Raw genomic sequence first — 16664 nt, forward strand, 5'->3', positions numbered from 1 at the left:
CGGGGTTTTCGCTGACCAGTTCGAGGTCGAAACGATACGGCTGGCTGATGCCTTCGGTGCCGACAAACGACAGCACTTGCAGGTCGCCCACGTAGTCTTCGACCTTGAGACTGAAGTGGGTTTCGTTAGCTGAATTGAACATCGTGTGCTCCCTGTTCGAATGTCATCCGTTACGCCCGAAACCGCAGACGTTGTAGCCAGGACGAAGTGGCGCCCAAGGCGTCACGCAATTGGTCGGCAGTGATGGTGCGTGCTGCCGGGTCGAAGCTCAGCGCGGTTCGCAGCGCTGGCCAGCCGTGTTTGGGTAAATTCGCCGGCGCTTGCAGTTCGCGCTCCAGGTGCTCGTCGCGGGCCTGGGTCGAGGGCAAGCGGCGGAACGGGTGTTTGCCGCTCGCCAGTTCATAAATCACACAGGCCACGCCGTACACGTCTGCGCTGGCCGACAAGGGTTGGCCCTCAAGCAGTTCGGGGGCGGCGTAGCCCGGGGTCCAGGCGTTGAAGCGTTCGCGGCTCAGGTGCGGCAGGCCGGGCAAGGTGCCCTCTTCTGCCTGGCCCAAACCGAAGTCGAAGAGGCGCAAGCCGTCTTCGCTGAGCATGACGTTGCTCGGTTTCATGTCACCGTGCAGCACACCGCGACGGTGGGCGTAGGCCAGCGTGTCGAGCAGCGGCAGGACGATGTCGCGCAGTTCTTTCCACGGCAGGCCGAGGGGCCGCTCGCAGAGCAATTTGTCCAGGGTCAGGCCACGCATGTATTCCATGGTGATGAAGGCCCGCTGGCAATCGGTGTCGACTTCAAAGGTGTGTGCGCGCACAACGTTGTCGTGGCGCAGGCGTCGGGTCAGGGCGAACTCGCCGTAAAGCAAGGCACTGGCGTCCGGCGATTCGGCAAATTCTTCGCTGAGGATTTTCAGCGCGATGTAAGGGTCGGGATCGCCGAACTGTTCGTGCAGCAGATCTCGGGCCCGGTAAACAGCGCCCATGCCGCCCGCCCCGAGCAGACGCTCGAGGTGGTAGCGACCGGCGAGTATGTCTGGCAGTGCACCGATGCTGGCCTTGGTTGGCGCTGGCAAAGGTTCTGCTTTGTGTTCCTTGGCGAAGGCAAAGTAGGTCAGGTTGTTGGCCTGTTCTTCGCTCATCAGCACGTCATCGATGGGTGATTCGATGTTGGTCATTGGCGGATCACCACGGCTGTCAGGTTGTCGCGAGCGGAGCCCCGCAGGGCGCCGTCGAACAATCGTTCCAGCGCCACATGTGGCGCGCTGAGGCTGAGGGCGTTGCCGAGGGCATCGCTGCTCAGGCCTTGGTACAAACCATCGCTGCACAGCAAAAACGCATCGCCCGGATACACCTCAAGTTCCAGTACATCCAGGGTCAGTGTTTCGGCGGCGCCGACGGCTCGGGTCAATGCCTGAGCCGCCGGGTGCGCTGCCGCCTGTTCGACGCTCATTTGCTGTTCGTCGATCAGTTGCTGTTGCAGCGAATGGTCTTTGGACAGTTGATACAAACGCTGCCCGCGCCACAGATAACAACGGCTGTCGCCAGCCCAAATGCAGGCCGCGCGATTGCCGTCCATCAGCAGCGCCACGACGGTGCTGCCCATGATGCTGTCGTGACGTCCGGCGGTGACGGTCAACTCCTGCCCCAAACGCCGATTCAACCAGTGCAGGCACTGGCGAATGGCTTTGAGGCGCTCGTCGAAGTCATCGTGTTGCGGCAAATCAGCCAGGCTGGCGACGATCAACTGGCTGGCGATGTCGCCACCCTGATGACCGCCCATGCCGTCCGCGACCACCCACAGCCCCTGCTGCGGATTGTCGAGGAAGGCATCTTCGTTGCGCGCCCGCACCTTGCCCGGGTCGGTACGCGCCGCGCTGCGCCAGGGACTGGCCACCAGCATCAGAGCTGCACCGGCATACGGAAGGTGCGCAGTACGCCCATGTCGAACGGGTTCGGCGTGCGTTGGCTGGACAGCAGGTAGTTGGCACGCAGGCCACCCACATTGGCTTTGAGCACCAACACGTCACGACCGCTCAGGTACTCGGTCTGCATCAGGTCGAACAGACGGAACAGCGACCATGGGCCGGAGTTCTTCTCGATACCGATCGGGCGCCCCGCCATCTTGTCCATCACCAGGCTGGTGCGACCGTCTTCAGCATCGGTTGGCCATTTGAACGACATGGGCAGGATCGGGCCGTGACGGTATTCCATGGTCTGGTCGCCGAACTTGAATTCGGAACGGCTGACGGCAGGGTCTAGGGTGTACGGCTCCAGTTTGAACTGCACTTGCGGTTCGGCCGGGTTGATCGAGAAGAAGCTCTTGCGAATCGTCTGCGCAGCGGCCATCTGATCGAGGTAGACCTTGGACACCGGCAGGCTGTGGCCGTCGACGCTGCGCATCCGGTAGTTGCCCGGATCACCGCTGACAAACGGACGCATGTAGTTGTCGAAGAAGCGGTCAACAACGCCTTGCGCCTTGAAGAAATCGCGGAAGTCGCTGATCGCCACGTCGCTGGTGCTGCTGGCGCTGAACGGATAGCGCTTGCTGATGGTTTTGCCATACACGCTGTACAACTCGTTCTGATAACGGCCGTTCAGGTATTGGTAGGCATCGCTGAGCACCAGGCGCCAGGAGTCTTCGGCCAGCACGTTGAACCACACGCTGAGCGGACGCGGCAGACGACCGGAGGCATTGCGCAGGTTGGTCAGCGCATCACGCTGGCCGCCCATGCGGGTTTTCGCCAGTTCGAACGCGGCTTGTTCCGGCGTGCTGGAACGGGCCAGGCTGGCCAGTTGCAGTTGCAGGTCGTTGAGCGCGCTCAGTGCCGGGGTCAGATCAGCGGCCGGGCCGTTGTTGTCATCGAGCAAGCGATGCAGCGGTTCAAAGCGACGTTGCAGCGACTTCTTGGCAGTGTCCGGCAGGTTTTTCGCGACGTTCAGGGCCGAAGCCTTGTCGGCCACCGCCGACGCCAGTTTGCCGACTTTGCCCAGTTTGCCTTTCTGCCCAGCCAAGGCATCGGCAGCATCGCCCGCCTCGTCCACCGGATCAGCGGCCGCCGGGAAGCGGGTGTTTTCACGCACTTCGGTCAGCAATGCCAGCACCGGCGAGTTGGCCGAGGTCAGGCCCGCCAGTTGCTCGGCGCCTTCACCGGCGTCGTTGATTGGCGGCAATGCCACCTGGCCAACGGCTTCGCTCCAGTAGTTGGCGTAGTCGCGGAAGTACAGTTGCTCCAGTTCGACCATCAGGCGACGCAAGTCCATGTCGCTGATGCCCGCGCCTTCGCCCAGCACCCAGTTGTCACGCAGGATGTCGGTGACCAGTGCCGAGCCCTGCACCGAGAAGTACTGCTGATAACCCTGTTGGGTGTAGAACCCCGGGATCACGTAGTCGGTGCCGATGAACAGCGAGCCCTGCGGGCCGAGGTGTTGGCTGAAACGGTATTCCGGCAGGTTGCGCGCCTGCTCGCGGAGCATGCGGTAGACCACGGTGGCCAACGATTCGCTGCGCAAGACCTGACGCGCCTGAGCCACCAACTGATCGTTCAGCGGGTAGATGAAAGGCTGTTTCAGCAGGCGTTCGAGGTGGTGGTTCAGGCCGTTCTGCACCGCGGTGTTGCCGGTGTAGCGCTGCGACCAGTCGGTGGCCACCCAGTCCTTGAGCCACGCCGCGTCGCGACGATCCTTCATGTTCAACATCAGGTACGCACGCAGGCTGTTGATCAGGCGTTCGCGGTCCTTCATGTTGGCGCGGATCTGGCCTTCGAGCAGGGTTGCGACGCGGGGCAGCAGTTGCGTTTCAAGCTCGCGCTCGTAAGCCTCCTTGACCACCGGATTAACGTCTTCGCCCTGATACAGGCCGCCACGCTCGTGGTACGACACGTCGCCCTTTTTCGGGAACGCCTGCGTTGCCGCGTAGCTGGTGTCGAGGGTTTTCAGCGCGCCCATCGCGTCATCACGCGGGGACAGCACCGAACGCTGCTGATTCCAGTTCTGCGCCAGATTGCGCAGGTTTTCCAGACGCTCGTAGTTGGCCGAGAAACCGCCCGCCCAGAGCATGCCGAACAACGCCAATGCCGCCAGTGCGCCGACGTACAGCGCACGTTGGCCCCAGTGGATGCGGCTGCGTTCGCGCTTGTCCAGACCGGCCAGATCGGCCTCGGGGAAAATCACCTGGCTGAACAAATGGTGGATGAATCGCGAGCGACCGCTGCGCAAGGTCGGCAATACACCGGCATTGATGCCCAGGTTGGCACCGATAGCGGCAGTGGTCGCATCCATCTCTTGGGTCAGGTGCGGTGCGCTGGTCAGGTAGAAACCGCGCAGTTGCGTGGCACGCTGGTAACGGTTGCCGGTGAACGCCATGTCGACGAACAGGCACAGGCGCTCGCCGATCTGCCCCAATTGATGCGGGAAGTCGAGGATGCGGCCACGGCGCTGAGTGTCGCGCTCGGAGTGCATGCGCATGATCACTTGGCTGTTGAGGCGACGCAGCAGTTCTTCGAACTCGTTGCGCAACACCGCCACGTCGGTGCCCTGTTGATCCTTGCGGAAACTGGTACCGAGCACTTGATCGCTTTCTTCGCGGGTCAATTGATCGAAGAACTCGTCAAAACCCAGCAGCTTGTCGGCCTTGCTCAGTACCAGATACACCGGCACGTCGACGTGCAGTTTCTGATAGATCTCTTGCAGGCGACCACGCACCTGGCGCGCCAGGGTGTCGATGTCTTGCTCGCTACCACCGGTGAGGGTTTCCACCGGGATGGTCACCAGCACGCCGTTCAACGGACGACCGCGACGACGTTTGCGCAGCAGTTCCAGCAAGGTGGTCCAGGCACTGCCGTCGACGTCTGCTTCGCCCTGGGTCATGTAACGCCCGGCGGTGTCGATCAGCACGCCGTGGTCGGCGAAGTACCAGTCGCAATGACGGGTGCCTTGGGTGTCGCGGGTCAGCTTGCGGTCGATCTTGTTGATCGGGAATTCCAGACCGGAGAAGTCCAGCAGGCTGGTCTTGCCGCTGGACTGCGGGCCGATCAACAGATACCACGGCAGTTCGTTGCGCCAGCGCTCGCTGCGGCCGCGATACAGGCTCGAGGTTTTCAGGGTTTTCAGCGCGTCTTTGAAACGCGCCTTCAACTCTTTCTGTTCGTCGTCGATCAGCTCTTCGCGGCGGATGCGATCCTGGCCGTCTTCGGTGGCTTCGACTTCTTTCTTGCGTACACCGGCGCGCCAGCTGACGAAGACCATGGTCAGGCCCCAGATCAGGAACAGCACGGCGATGGTCAACAGGCGAGAGGTCGGGCTCTCCCAGAACTTGTAGTCATCAACCGCCAACAACGGGCCAACGAACCACACCAGCAGTGCCACGAACAGCACCAGCAGCAGGGTCCAGACCCAGGTCTGGCGCAGGAAGGCGCCGACTTTCTTGAAAAACTTTTTCATCACACGTCCCTGTTTACGGCTGCGACTGCGGTTGAACCGCGGCTGGATCAAGCGGCTGGTAAGGTTGCAGCACGGTGTCGCGCTGCTCACCCAAGACCCAGGCGAAGCCCGAATACATCACCACCAGACAGACGAAAGTGAACAACACCACCATCCATGCCGGCACGATGCGCACCAGGTTGCGGCGCTGATCGTTCAAGCCTTCCCAATGCGGCGACAACTCACGCGGCACGTCGCCACGCAACTGACGGATCTGCCGGTACAAGGCGTCGCGGATGCCTTCAAGCTCGAGCATGCCGCGTGCCTGTACGCGGTACTTGCCCTCGAAACCGAGGGACAGGCACAGGTACATCAGCTCCAGCATTGGCAGGTGTTTGACCGGGTTCTTCGAGAGCCGATCGAGCAGTTGGAAGAACTTCTCGCCCCCGAAGGTTTCGTTGTGGAAGCTGCTGAGCAGGCTCATCTGCGACCATTCGCTTTCGTTGCCCCACGGCGTGGTCACGACAGCTTCGTCGACCACGGTGCAGAGCACGTAGCGCGCCGCCATCACCTGGCTGCTTTCGGCGCCGTTGTGCAGGGCGCTCACTTCAAACAGCTTGAGCCCGGCGGTCAGGCGCGCGTTGAGCGCATAAAGGTCTTCGCGGGTTTCGCTGTGCTTGAGGCGCACCACTTCCGAGAGCAACTCGGACGACGCGGCGACCAGCGAATTGAGGCTGATGTTGAACGCTTCCGCCGGGCGCACGCGTGCGGCGTAGATCATGCGTTCTTCCAGTTGCTCGAAACGCGGCGGCGCGGCGAAGTCGGTCAGTGGACTCGACGCCGGTCCGTGGCCCTGACGGTCGAGCAAGACTGTTTTGTCGTCCTGGCTGTATTCCGTTTCCGTGTTCATGTCGGTCAGTTCCTGATGGCCCAGAATTTCAGTTCAAGCTCGGCGAATTCGCCGGACACATGGAACGCGAAGCCGCCGGAGCGCTCGAGTTGTGCCAGATCTTCGGAACTGAGTTCGAGGATGAAATAGGTTTTGTTCGAGTGGAACGCGATCTGCCGTGGAGCGACGGGCAAAGGTTTGACCTTGATCCCCGGCAGGTGCAGGTTGACCAGTTGGCGAATACGCTCCACCGGGCCCACCTTGAGGTGCGCCGGCAAGCGGTGGCGCAGTTCTTCGGAGTCGCAGTTGGCACTGGCCGCCAGCACGAACGACGCCGAGCCCAGCAGTTTGTGGTCGTGCAACGGCGACACGATGATCCCGTACTGCCGCGCTTGCAGGATCAGTTCGATGGCGTGCTGCTCAAGCACCATCGACAGCACCTGACGGATCGCGTCCATCAGTTTGCGAAAGCTCGCGCCCTGGTCGGCGTGGGAGTAGCGGCTGTCCAGGCGCGGGCGTTTGCTCTCGCCGGAGAAGGTCGCCAGATCGCCGAGCATGGTCAGCAACGTGCGGTACAACTCTTCCGGGTGCACTTGCTCCAGGCCGAGGTAGTGGCGCAGCAGCAGTTCGGTGCGGTTGATCAGTTGCAGCATCATGAAGTCACCGACTTCGGCACCGCCGACCTTGCCGTTGGAGCGAATCCGCTCGGCAATGGTGTCGCCACGGTGGCTGAGCATGCTGATGACTTCTTTCAGGCACGACAGCAAGTAGCTGGAGGCATGAGCCTGAATGTAGGTCGGCACGAAGTCCGGATCGAGGCTGATCACGCCGTCGGGCGTGGTATCGAGTACGTCGCAGATCTTCAGCTTCACGTAGGCCTGATCGCTCTGCTGCTCGCCGAGCAACAGTTTGAAATCGGGGCGACCACAGCTGACCTGGCTGGCCGAGTCGTCGCCGGCGTTGGAGTCAGCGACTTCGGCGTCGTACGCGGTGTAACGCGCCAGCACATCGGATTGCTCCGGACGGCGCGACTCGATGTGGTTGCCGGTGACCAGTGGCAGCGCCAGGTAGATTGGCGTGTTGCCCGTGTTCGGCGGTACGTCCAGCGCCAGCGGTTCGGTGTTGCCACCGAGTTCGAACAGGCTGCCGTCCGGCAGAATCCCCGAGGCTTCACTGATCACCAGTTTGCCCATGTTGAGGAACTGCAAGTCGATCTCCAGATTGAGGAAACCCCAGGTGTAACCGCCCAGCAACTGGGTACGGGTTTTCATCTGGTGATCGTAATAGCGATCGTTGTGCTGGAAGTGCTGCGGACGCAGCAACATGCCTTCCTGCCAAATGACTTTATGGGTATTCATGTTCAGTCATCCGCCTTGGCGAGCACTTGATGGGTGTTGCGAATACCGGCCTGGTCGAGGGTCAGGTCCGCCTCGGTGATTTCCAGCGGGGTGATCTGCACCGTGTAGCGCCACTGGGTTTCCGGCAGGTCACGGTAGGCGGCGAGAACGCCAACATAGCGGCTGCCCTCCTCCACGCTGAGTTTCATTTCCACGGTTTCACCCGGGCGCAGTTCGAGTTCTTCGCTGGCCACCAGATCCGGGTTGAGGGATTCCTTGGCTCGCTCGTAGAGGCTGAAGAAGTCAGCGTTCTCGAAGGTCACCGGGTGCTTGAGTTCGAACAGGCGCACCACGATCGGCGACGGGCGGCCGTTGAGGTCAGGGTTCAACTGATCGCTGCCGGTCAGTTTCAGGTTGATCTTGGTCACTTTCGAGTACGGCGACAGCGACGAGCAACCGGCGAGCAGCACCAGCACGGTGAGCGCAGTCAGCGTCTTGAAAAAAGCGGTCGAGCGGCGAGACATGCGCATCATCCTTGGTGGTCGGTGTGGAGGGTGGAGATCAGGCGGATCTGTTCTTCGTAGGCCTGGGCGAAGTCGCGGGCCAGCAGACGCTCGCTCCAGTCATCGTCCTGACGCAGGGCCTGGTGGTAACGGCCGAACGCTCTCCAGCGCCCGCCCGACGTGGCGATCAACGGCTTGTTGTCGCGCTCGAAACGCAGGGTCAGTTGCTCGGGCGAGAAGTGTTCCAGCGTGCCGCGCACGGCGGCACGGCTGGCGGTCAGCAAAGCCACCTGATGCGCCTGCAAATCTCGGAACGCACGGGAAATCGCCTGTTCGGCCGGCAAATGCCCGGGTTTGCTTGGCTGCAACAGAATCTGCAGCGCTTCGCTCGGGTCGACGGCGAATTTCAGCGGGTTCTTGTTGGTGCCTTGCACGGTGGTCTGGGCCAGACGCAGCTCGTTTTTCAACTCCGAACGGGTGCGCAGGCTCTGCTGCAAACCACCGACACTTTGACGCAACAGACGCGCGGCGTTCAGCGCCAGGGCTTCGCGTTCGTCGTGGCTGACGCCTTTGAGATCCACACCCAGCGCGGCGCCGAAATGCTCCCAGAAACCTTCGCTTTGGCGCTCAACGGCTTTGGGTGCCGGAGCAGGCTCAGGTTCGGCGGGCGCGGCGATCAGCTCCGGCACCATCAGGCTTTCCATGTCGATGCGGGCGTAGTCGGCACGCTGACGGGAGTCTTCAGGTTTGGTGTTGGGCGCCAGCAGTTCGTCGATTTCCGAATAGACGCGCTCTTGCTGTTCGAGGGCGTTGAGCGGGTCGAGGTCGAGGAACGCGTCGTCCGGGATGATACTGCCAGCGGCGCGTGGACGGCCGACTTCGCCGTCGAAGGTCGCCGGGTCACGCACCAGTCGCGCACGGATCTCGAAGTCGCCCAGCACGTAGGTGCTGCCGTGTTCGATGCGGACCGGTTCGCCCTTGTGCAGGCGTGCGCCGCTTGCGCCATCCTGGACACCATTGCTGCTGGTGTCGGTCAGGAAAAACGTGCCCTCACGGTAACTGACAATCACATGATGATTGGACAGATGACGCTTGCGGTCAGGGATGATCCAGTCGCAGTCCTCGCCCCGCCCGATGACGCCGCCAGCCTGTTTGAAGGTCTTCTGGCACAACTCGGTGGGCACGAACTGCTTGGTGTTCAGCATTTCGAAAACCAATTCCATGTTTGATGCTCCTTGCGGTCACTTGCCGCGATTGACCGCTTGCGGATCACCCAACGGGCGATAGTCGTTGTCGTTGAATTTGTAATTGCCGCTACAGCCGCCAAGGCCGCATAGAACGACGAGGGTCAGCAGGACAGCGTGCCAGTGACGAACAGACATCAGAGGGTCTCCAGGGGTAGACAAAGCACAAAGCGCCGACCCTTGCGGGCGGCGCTGAAATAGTTTTTTTGCGGCGAAATCGATGATCGTGGCCTATCCATCGAAATCTCCAAGATTGATATTCAGGCGCCCGAGGCGGTACAGCAGCGTGCGCCGAGGCAGGCCCAACTCACGGGCGGCGAGGGTCTGGTTGCCGTCGTTCTTGCGCAGGCAATCGAGCAACAACGAGCGCTCGACCTGCTCCATACGCTCGCGCAGATTCAGGCCGCTGTTGTCTTCGAACATGGGTTCCATGCGCAGGGAGAAATGCTCGGCCAGCAACTCGCCGCCCTCGCACAGCAGTACCGCACGCTCGACCAGGGCCTTGAGTTCACGGACGTTGCCGGGGAAGGTGTAACCGCACAGGTGTTCAAGTGCTTCTTCGGACCAGCACACCGGGTCACGCTGCAAGAAAGAGCAGGTCTTCTCGGCGAAATGGCGGGCCAGATCAAGAATGTCGCCTTCGCGCTGACGCAGGGCCGGCAGCACAATCGGAAATTGCGCGAGGCGGTAGTACAAGTCTTCGCGGAATTTGCCTTCGCTGACCAGCACCGCCAGATCACGGTGAGTCGCGGCAATGATGCGCACGTCGATCTTGTGCGTATCGTTGGAGCCTAGCGGACGAATCTCGCCTTCTTGCAACACGCGCAGGATTTTCGCCTGCAACGACAGCGGCATGTCGCCGATTTCGTCGAGCAACAGCGTGCCGCCATTGGCCGCGTCGAACAGCCCGGCGCGGTCGCGATCGGCACCGGTGAATGCACCTTTGCGATAGCCGAACAGCTCGCTTTCCAGCAGGCTCTCCGGGAATGCCGCGCAGTTCTGCACAATGAACGCTTGCGAACGGCGCGGGCCGCAATCGTGAATCGCTCGCGCAACCACTTCCTTGCCGGTGCCGGTTTCGCCGCGCAGCAGCACCGTGTAAGGGCTGTGCAGGACTTTGCTGATCAACGAGTAGGTCTGGCGCATCGCCGCGCTTTTGCCGATCAGCCCATAACCACTGATGCTCGGCACACTGCGCAACACCGGTGCCGAGACGTCCTGAGGTTGACGCAGGCGTTGCAGCAAGTGCAATTGGCCGAGTACGAACGAGCCGAGTTGGCCGAGCGAGTCGGCAAAGCCTTGCAGGTCGGTGCGATGGCGGCTGGCACACAACAGCAAGCCTTCGACAGCCTTGTGCTGGTTGACCAGCGGCACGCACAGCAGCGACTGCCACGGTACTGCCACGGCCGGCAGAAAACTGGTTTCGTGCAGGCTGGCGCTCAAATCGTCGAGGCACACCACGCGGTTCTGGCACAGCGCAAATTGCAGCAGTTGCTCACCGTTGTAGTCCGCCGGCAGGCTCGCCGCTTGACGCGGTTGCAGCGCGCCGTCGAGGTATTCGGCGTTCATGCCCAGGCAGGTGTGGGTGGCGTCGAGCAGATACAGTTGCGTCAGTTCGCAACCACTCAGCCCGGCCAGCCCACGCACAAAGTCACTCAATAGCGCAGCACCGTCCGCCGCCCGCGAAAGGCTGGCGAACTGCGCCAGCAACGCTTCGGCATAGACCAGCGGCTGCGGCACTTGAGTGAACATCACGCCCACCTCAGGCAAACTCGCACGTCACGCTGGCGTCGCCGTCGAGCGTGGCATGCACACGCTTGAGGCTTTCACCGGTGGCCATCGCATCGAGCAGACGATCCGCCACCAACGGCAGGACGTGCTGATCAAGCAAGTGGTCGATCAGACGCGCGCCGCTGTCGCTTTGGGTGCAGCGCTCGGACAAATGATCGACGAGATTCTGGCACCAGCTGAAATCCAGTTGACGACGGTTGAGTCGCTCGCCGAGACGACCGAGTTTGATCTCGATCAGCTCGCGCAGCACAGGGCCGCCGACCGGGTAGTACGGCACCACTTTCATCCGTGCCAGCAGCGCCGGTTTGAAGTGCTTGCTGAGTACCGGGCGAATGGTTTCTTCGAGCTGTTCGGCGGTTGGCCGCGCGCCGTCTTCGCAGAGGTCGCTGATACGGTCGCTGCCCAGGTTCGACGTCATCAGGATCAGCGTGTTACGGAAGTCGATCTCGCGTCCTTCGCCGTCATTGGCCACGCCTTTGTCGAAGATTTGGTAGAACAGGTTGAGCACGTCCGGGTCAGCCTTTTCGACTTCATCGAGCAGCACCACCGAGTACGGCTTCTGGCGCACGGCCTCGGTGAGCATGCCGCCTTCGCCGTAACCGACGTAGCCCGGTGGCGCACCGATCAGGCGCGAAACGGTGTGTTTCTCCTGGAACTCGGACATGTTGATGGTGGTGATAAAACGATCACCGCCGTACAACAGGTCGGCGAGGGCCAGCGCGGTTTCGGTTTTGCCGACGCCGCTCGGGCCGACCAGCAGGAACACGCCGACCGGTGCATCAGGTTTGTTCAGGCCAGCCGCGGTGGCACGCATCGAGCGATCCAGTGCGTGGACGGCTTGTTCCTGACCCCGGATGCGCGTGCGCAGGTCGGTGGCGAAACTGGCGACTTTGGCGTTGTGCTCACGGGCCAGTTGCGCCAAAGGTACGCCGGTCCAGGCGCTGATCACTTCAGCCACCAGACGCGGGCAGACTTCGAAGCTGACCAGACGCTCTTTGACCTGAGCGGCGGTCAATGCGCTGTGGGTTTCGTTGAGCTGGGCTTCCAGCGCTTCGACGCTTTGACCTTCCTCGACTTCAGCGACGAGGGTTTCAATCACGGTGCCTTCGGCGTCTTCTTCGATGTTGACGGTCGGCTCGACGGCTGCGGCTTCACGGGCCTTGGCCAGTTGCTGACGCAGTTCCAGCAGGCGTTCGGCCAGTTGCTTCTGTTCAGTCCACAGGGCTTCCAGTGCAACCATTTCGTTTTCGGCTTCGTCCAGCCGCGCTTCCAGTGCCTCCAGCGCTTCGTGGTCGATCAGCAGACCGGCCTCGGCGTCGCGACGCAGGGCCTGGCGCTGACGGCCACCTTCAGCCAGTTCGCCACGCAGGCGCTCAAGGCTTTCCGGGGCGGCGGCGAGGCTGATGCGCACGCGGGCGCAAGCGGTGTCGAGAACATCGACGGCTTTGTCCGGCAGTTGCCGACCGGCCAGATAACGCGCGGACAACTCAGCAGCAGACACCACCGCGTCATCACGCAGGTAAATGCCGTGGCTCTTCTCGTAGACCTGAGCCAGACCACGAAGGATGGTCACCGCTTCGCTGACGGTCGGTTCGTGCAGTTGCACCGGCTGGAAACGACGGGCCAGCGCCGGGTCTTTCTCGAAGTATTTCTTGTACTCGGCCCAAGTGGTCGCGGCGATGGTGCGCAACTCGCCACGCGCCAGCGCCGGTTTCAACAGGTTGGCCGCGTCGGAACCGCCGGCATTGCCGCCCGCGCCGATCAGCGTGTGAGCTTCATCGATGAACAGAATGATCGGCTTGGGCGAGGCTTTGACTTCGTCGATCACGCCTTTGAGGCGACGCTCGAATTCACCTTTGACGCTGGCGCCGGCCTGCAACAGGCCCATGTCCAGCGACAGTAGCTCAACGCCTTTGAGCACTTGCGGCACTTCACCGGCAGCGATGCGCGAGGCCAGGCCTTCGACGATGGCGGTTTTACCGACACCGGCCTCACCCACCACGATCGGGTTGTTCTTGCGGCGACGGGCGAGGATGTCGACCATCTGACGGATCGCGCCGTCACGGCACAGCACCGGGTCGAGTTTGCCGTCGCGGGCCTGTTGGGTCAGGTTGTGGGTGAAGCGCTGCAACAGCGATTCGCCCTGAGCGGCCGGTTTGCCGTTGGCCGCCGGTTGCTCCTGTTGCGACAGGGCAAATTCTTTCAGGCGATCGATGTTCAATTTGGCGAGCAGCGGCTGATAACGGCTGCCGGCATAACGCATCGGGTTGCGCAGCAGCGCGAGGATCAGCGCGGCGTCTTCGACCTGGGTCTGGCCCAGTTCGAGGTTGGCCACAAGCAAGGCGTCTTGCAGCCATTGCACCAGTTCCGGAGCAAACACCGGGTTGCGCGAAGCGCTGTGTTCAACACGCGATTGCAGCGCGGCGCTGAGCTCACCGGCATCGACATCCGCGTCTTGCAACGCGCGGGCAAGCAACCCGTTCGGACGTTCCAGCAGGCCGAGCATCAAGTCTTCGACGAGGATCTTGCTGCCGCCACGGGCGACGCAACGCTCGGCCGAACGCTCCAGATCACGACGGGTTTCGGCGTCCAGCGCCTGGATGAGTTGTTGCAGGTCTACGTTGATCATGGCTCACGTCCTTAATGAATTTTGCTGCCCAGGGTCACCACGCCGTCCGCTTTCTCGCGGCCCAGCCAACTGGTCCAACCGAGGCGACAGGCGTTCTGCTCACCGATGCGCAGTTCGCGGATTTCTTCCTGGCGCAAAACCAGGCGAATGTCGTAATCGAGCGGGTCACGCAGGGTGAACCGCACCAGCGCGCAGAGCGGCTGGTAACCGAAACCGATCGGCAGGAATTCATGGAATCGCTGCCAATCGAGTTGGGTGATGTGAATGCGGAATTTGCCGCTGCGGTCGCGCACGTGTTCGCCGAGCACCAGGTCTTCGCCGAGCATGCTGTTGGCGCGCCCCAGACGGTTGCGCTGCTCTTCGAGAATTTCCACGCGGCGTTCGATGCACTGCTCGATGACCAGGTCTTCGTGCTTGAAGTAGTAACGCAGCACGGCTTCGATCAGTGCCGCCGAGTGCGCCCGCAAGCTGAGCAGGCCGAGGTACGGCAGCAAGCGTTTCCAGTTGAGTTCCTTGGCTTTGCGGATTTCTTCGCCGCCCAGACCGATCAACGCAAACAACTGCGACGAGAACGGGTCGATCGCGCCGCTCTGGAAACTCGCGCGGTAGCGGTACTTGCGCCAGATCGGCAGCATCAGCCGTTGCAGGCGATGGTGGAACAGATCGAGGAAGTTGCGCGTCGGGTTGCCGTCTTCGCTGTCGCCCAACGCCTGCTCACCGTAGAACGCCGGCAGCGGCGAACCGGAGCCGACCAGGCCGATCAGGTTGAAACGTACGCGCGCGCGCATCTGCCCGTGCTCTTCGAAAAACTCCACGCGATCGACATCGCTGCGCGGGAATCCGAGGCTCGGGTTGGCCTGGAATTCCACCTGATCGTACAAATCGTCTTCGCTCAGGTGCGGGTGTGCATCGCGCAGTCGGTCGATCACCAGCAGCACGGCCTGAAACAGCGAGTATTCGCGTATTACCCGGGTCAACCCGCTTAAAGCAGGGGTTGCAGACCCATACGTGGTGTCCATTGGTACACCTCTCCCTGTGTGCTTTTTACCCGCAGTTCATGGAATGAATTGAGACTGGCGTAAAGCGCGAAAAACTCGTTAAGAACGGAGGCGAAAACGAACAGGTCGCCTTCACCGATATACCCTTCCGGGTCGATGGTCAGTTCGGTGCGCAAACCGCGCACCGGCAGGCCACGGTGCAGCCGATCGACGTGGTGGTGCTTGATGTGCTTGAGACCACCGAGCAGGCGTTTGCTGACCTTCTCCGCGTGCTGGTCGTAGTAGCGCGGCAGGTCGTAGGTTTCCAGAATCACCTTCAACGCATTGACGTCGGCCAGCGACAGATAGTTAAGCGACATGTTGCTGATCAGCTTCCACAGGAAGTCACGGTTCAGCGGCGGCGCGAAACTCGAGGTGGCCGGGGTGATGTTGCGGAAACTCAAGAACTCCGGCGTCTCCTCGCAAGCCATGCAGATGTCGCCGAGCTTGAGCTTCTTCGGCAGGTTCTGGTTGGTGCACATCAGCTCGATCGACAGCGTTTCGTGGGCCTCGGTGTGGCGGATGCCGAAGCTCAGGTAAGTGTCGAGGCCGTCGTGCAGCAAGGATGAACGCTGGCGGATGCTGTAGTGCGGACGGCTGTTGGGCACGTCGAAACTCGGGTCGTGCTCAAACGATTCGAACGGCACGTACTCCTGATAACCGAGGCCGCCGGGCTTCCAGCCGGTCACGGTTTCCACCGAGAACACGCCGCAGTTTTCCAGATCGTATTCCGCCGGCAGCAGCAGGTACTCGTCCTGCTTGCCATCGAGGCGGATCGGCAGCGCGTCGTGTTCGAACAGGTTGACGATCGGCGTGCAGAACAGCTTCACGTTATCCAGCGTCGGGCGCATGCGCATGATCCCGCTCTTGCGGATATCAAAGCGCAGCTCCAGGCCGCGCATTTGCTTGAGGGTGTCTTCCGGCAGCGCCTTGAGGATGTCCAGACCGTTGACGTCGACGAACAGGAACTTGTCCTGGAAGGCGAAATATTCCTGCAGGTAGCGATAGCCACGGAAGGTGTTCAGCGGATACGGGATCAACGCTTCTTCTTCGGCAAAGCCCACCGGTTTGACCCGGTCACCCGGAATCTTGAACGCCATCGGCTTGCCGCTGACACCATCGATCGGCTTGCCTGCACCGTCGAGCGGGATCAGCTCGATGCCTTCCAGGTTGCGCAGCAGACTCAGGTAGAGCATCTGGCTGATGTAGCGCTCACCGGCAAAGTGCAGGCGCAGCTTGCTCAGTTCCAGCTCACCGAGGTGGCCGTCGGCGCTCATCTCCAGACGCAGGCTGAGCAGCGAACCGTCGCCCTTTACCGAGTAGTTCAGCGCAGCCAGATCCAGCGGCAACACTTCGGTCGGGTAGCAAGTGCGGAAGCGGCAGCGCACGTCTTCGATCGGCTTGCTTTCCACCGGCGTATCGCGCTCGACCACCAGCGCCGGGCCCGAACGTTGAAGCGGATCAAACTGCAAAATGCTGAATGCCGGTAGCGGGCGCATGTAGTTCGGCCACAGCAGTTGCATCAGCGAATGGCTGAGCTCCGGCAGTTCGTCATCGAGCTTCTGCCGCAGACGCCCAGTCAGAAACGCAAAGCCTTCGAGCAACCGCTCCACGTCCGGATCCCGCCCAGCCTGCCCCAGATACGGAGCCAGCGCCGGACTACGCTCGGCGAAACGGCGACCGAGTTGGCGCAGTGCGGTGAGTTCGCTTTGGTAGTAGTGGTTAAAGGACACGGGTTACCTGCCTGGTAGTGGATCGCATGAAAAACATCCTTTGGAGCACGATTGTCGTTGCGGACATACAGCGTCTCCTGGCGATG

13 protein-coding genes are annotated in these 16664 nt (G+C 61.8%); all 13 read right to left on the bottom strand.

All coding sequences use genetic code 11. From position 1 onward, the window contains the following. Positions 1 to 142, bottom strand: a 142-nt coding sequence (locus AACY50_RS28725) for a hypothetical protein (RefSeq protein ID WP_445261476.1), incomplete at its 3' end; no start/stop codon positions are given. A 28-nt stretch (positions 143 to 170) separates the two neighbouring features. Continuing rightward, complete coding sequence (locus tag AACY50_RS08665) at positions 171 to 1172, bottom strand: serine/threonine-protein kinase (RefSeq protein WP_339431530.1); 1002 nt, start codon at positions 1170 to 1172, stop codon at positions 171 to 173. Beyond that, complete coding sequence (locus AACY50_RS08670; RefSeq protein ID WP_339431529.1) at positions 1169 to 1897, bottom strand: PP2C family protein-serine/threonine phosphatase; 729 nt, start codon at positions 1895 to 1897, stop codon at positions 1169 to 1171. The genes AACY50_RS08665 and AACY50_RS08670 overlap by 4 nt, the downstream gene beginning before the upstream one ends. Further along, the gene (tssM, locus tag AACY50_RS08675; RefSeq protein ID WP_339507802.1) at positions 1897 to 5436 is read right to left on the bottom strand and encodes a type VI secretion system membrane subunit TssM; all 3540 of its coding nucleotides are present in this window, start codon (positions 5434 to 5436) and stop codon (positions 1897 to 1899) included. The genes AACY50_RS08670 and tssM overlap by 1 nt, the downstream gene beginning before the upstream one ends. Positions 5437 to 5449: 13 nt before the next feature. Further along, a complete protein-coding gene (gene icmH / locus AACY50_RS08680) occupies positions 5450 to 6325 on the bottom strand; it encodes a type IVB secretion system protein IcmH/DotU (protein ID WP_221734220.1) in 876 nt (291 codons plus the stop codon). A gap of 5 nt (positions 6326 to 6330) precedes the next feature. After that, positions 6331 to 7662, bottom strand: coding sequence for a type VI secretion system baseplate subunit TssK (gene tssK / locus AACY50_RS08685; RefSeq protein ID WP_221734221.1), 1332 nt, complete (start codon positions 7660 to 7662; stop codon positions 6331 to 6333). Between the two features lie 2 nt (positions 7663 to 7664). After that, the gene (gene tssJ / locus AACY50_RS08690; protein ID WP_221734222.1) at positions 7665 to 8165 is read right to left on the bottom strand and encodes a type VI secretion system lipoprotein TssJ; all 501 of its coding nucleotides are present in this window, start codon (positions 8163 to 8165) and stop codon (positions 7665 to 7667) included. Between the two features lie 5 nt (positions 8166 to 8170). Continuing rightward, a complete protein-coding gene (gene tagH, locus AACY50_RS08695; protein ID WP_221734223.1) occupies positions 8171 to 9367 on the bottom strand; it encodes a type VI secretion system-associated FHA domain protein TagH in 1197 nt (398 codons plus the stop codon). An 18-nt stretch (positions 9368 to 9385) separates the two neighbouring features. Beyond that, on the bottom strand, positions 9386 to 9526 hold the full coding sequence (locus tag AACY50_RS08700; RefSeq protein WP_003229566.1) for a hypothetical protein: 141 nt from the start codon (positions 9524 to 9526) through the stop codon (positions 9386 to 9388). Between the two features lie 93 nt (positions 9527 to 9619). Continuing rightward, positions 9620 to 11140 (bottom strand): sigma-54 interaction domain-containing protein, encoded by a 1521-nt coding sequence (locus AACY50_RS08705; protein ID WP_339465179.1) that lies wholly within the window; start codon positions 11138 to 11140, stop codon positions 9620 to 9622. A gap of 10 nt (positions 11141 to 11150) precedes the next feature. After that, the gene (gene tssH, locus AACY50_RS08710; RefSeq protein ID WP_339507800.1) at positions 11151 to 13808 is read right to left on the bottom strand and encodes a type VI secretion system ATPase TssH; all 2658 of its coding nucleotides are present in this window, start codon (positions 13806 to 13808) and stop codon (positions 11151 to 11153) included. Positions 13809 to 13819: 11 nt separating this feature from the next. Next, positions 13820 to 14827 carry a type VI secretion system baseplate subunit TssG gene (gene tssG, locus AACY50_RS08715; RefSeq protein WP_221734226.1) on the bottom strand — a complete coding sequence of 336 codons (1008 nt, stop codon included), beginning with the start codon at positions 14825 to 14827 and terminating at the stop codon, positions 13820 to 13822. Further along, positions 14791 to 16578 carry a type VI secretion system baseplate subunit TssF gene (gene tssF, locus AACY50_RS08720; protein WP_339465177.1) on the bottom strand — a complete coding sequence of 596 codons (1788 nt, stop codon included), beginning with the start codon at positions 16576 to 16578 and terminating at the stop codon, positions 14791 to 14793. The genes tssG and tssF overlap by 37 nt, the downstream gene beginning before the upstream one ends. Positions 16579 to 16664: the final 86 nt, after the last annotated feature.

It is taken from the genome of Pseudomonas sp. RA_15y_Pfl2_54 (genome assembly GCF_963971015.1).
Lineage (GTDB): Bacteria > Pseudomonadota > Gammaproteobacteria > Pseudomonadales > Pseudomonadaceae > Aquipseudomonas > Aquipseudomonas baetica_A.

Excerpts from the sequence above, each read along its gene's own strand:
- AACY50_RS08700 (WP_003229566.1), bottom strand. The coding sequence starts at position 9,526 with ATGTCTGTTCGTCACTGGCACGCTGTCCTGCTGACCCTCGTCGTTCTA.
- tssJ (WP_221734222.1), bottom strand. The coding sequence starts at position 8,165 with ATGTCTCGCCGCTCGACCGCTTTTTTCAAGACGCTGACTGCGCTCACC.
- tssM (WP_339507802.1), bottom strand. The coding sequence starts at position 5,436 with ATGAAAAAGTTTTTCAAGAAAGTCGGCGCCTTCCTGCGCCAGACCTGG.
- tagH (WP_221734223.1), bottom strand. The coding sequence starts at position 9,367 with ATGGAATTGGTTTTCGAAATGCTGAACACCAAGCAGTTCGTGCCCACC.
- icmH (WP_221734220.1), bottom strand. The coding sequence starts at position 6,325 with ATGAACACGGAAACGGAATACAGCCAGGACGACAAAACAGTCTTGCTC.
- tssG (WP_221734226.1), bottom strand. The coding sequence starts at position 14,827 with ATGGACACCACGTATGGGTCTGCAACCCCTGCTTTAAGCGGGTTGACC.
- AACY50_RS08705 (WP_339465179.1), bottom strand. The coding sequence starts at position 11,140 with ATGTTCACTCAAGTGCCGCAGCCGCTGGTCTATGCCGAAGCGTTGCTG.
- AACY50_RS08670 (WP_339431529.1), bottom strand. The coding sequence starts at position 1,897 with ATGCTGGTGGCCAGTCCCTGGCGCAGCGCGGCGCGTACCGACCCGGGC.
- AACY50_RS08665 (WP_339431530.1), bottom strand. The coding sequence starts at position 1,172 with ATGACCAACATCGAATCACCCATCGATGACGTGCTGATGAGCGAAGAA.
- tssK (WP_221734221.1), bottom strand. The coding sequence starts at position 7,662 with ATGAATACCCATAAAGTCATTTGGCAGGAAGGCATGTTGCTGCGTCCG.
- tssH (WP_339507800.1), bottom strand. The coding sequence starts at position 13,808 with ATGATCAACGTAGACCTGCAACAACTCATCCAGGCGCTGGACGCCGAA.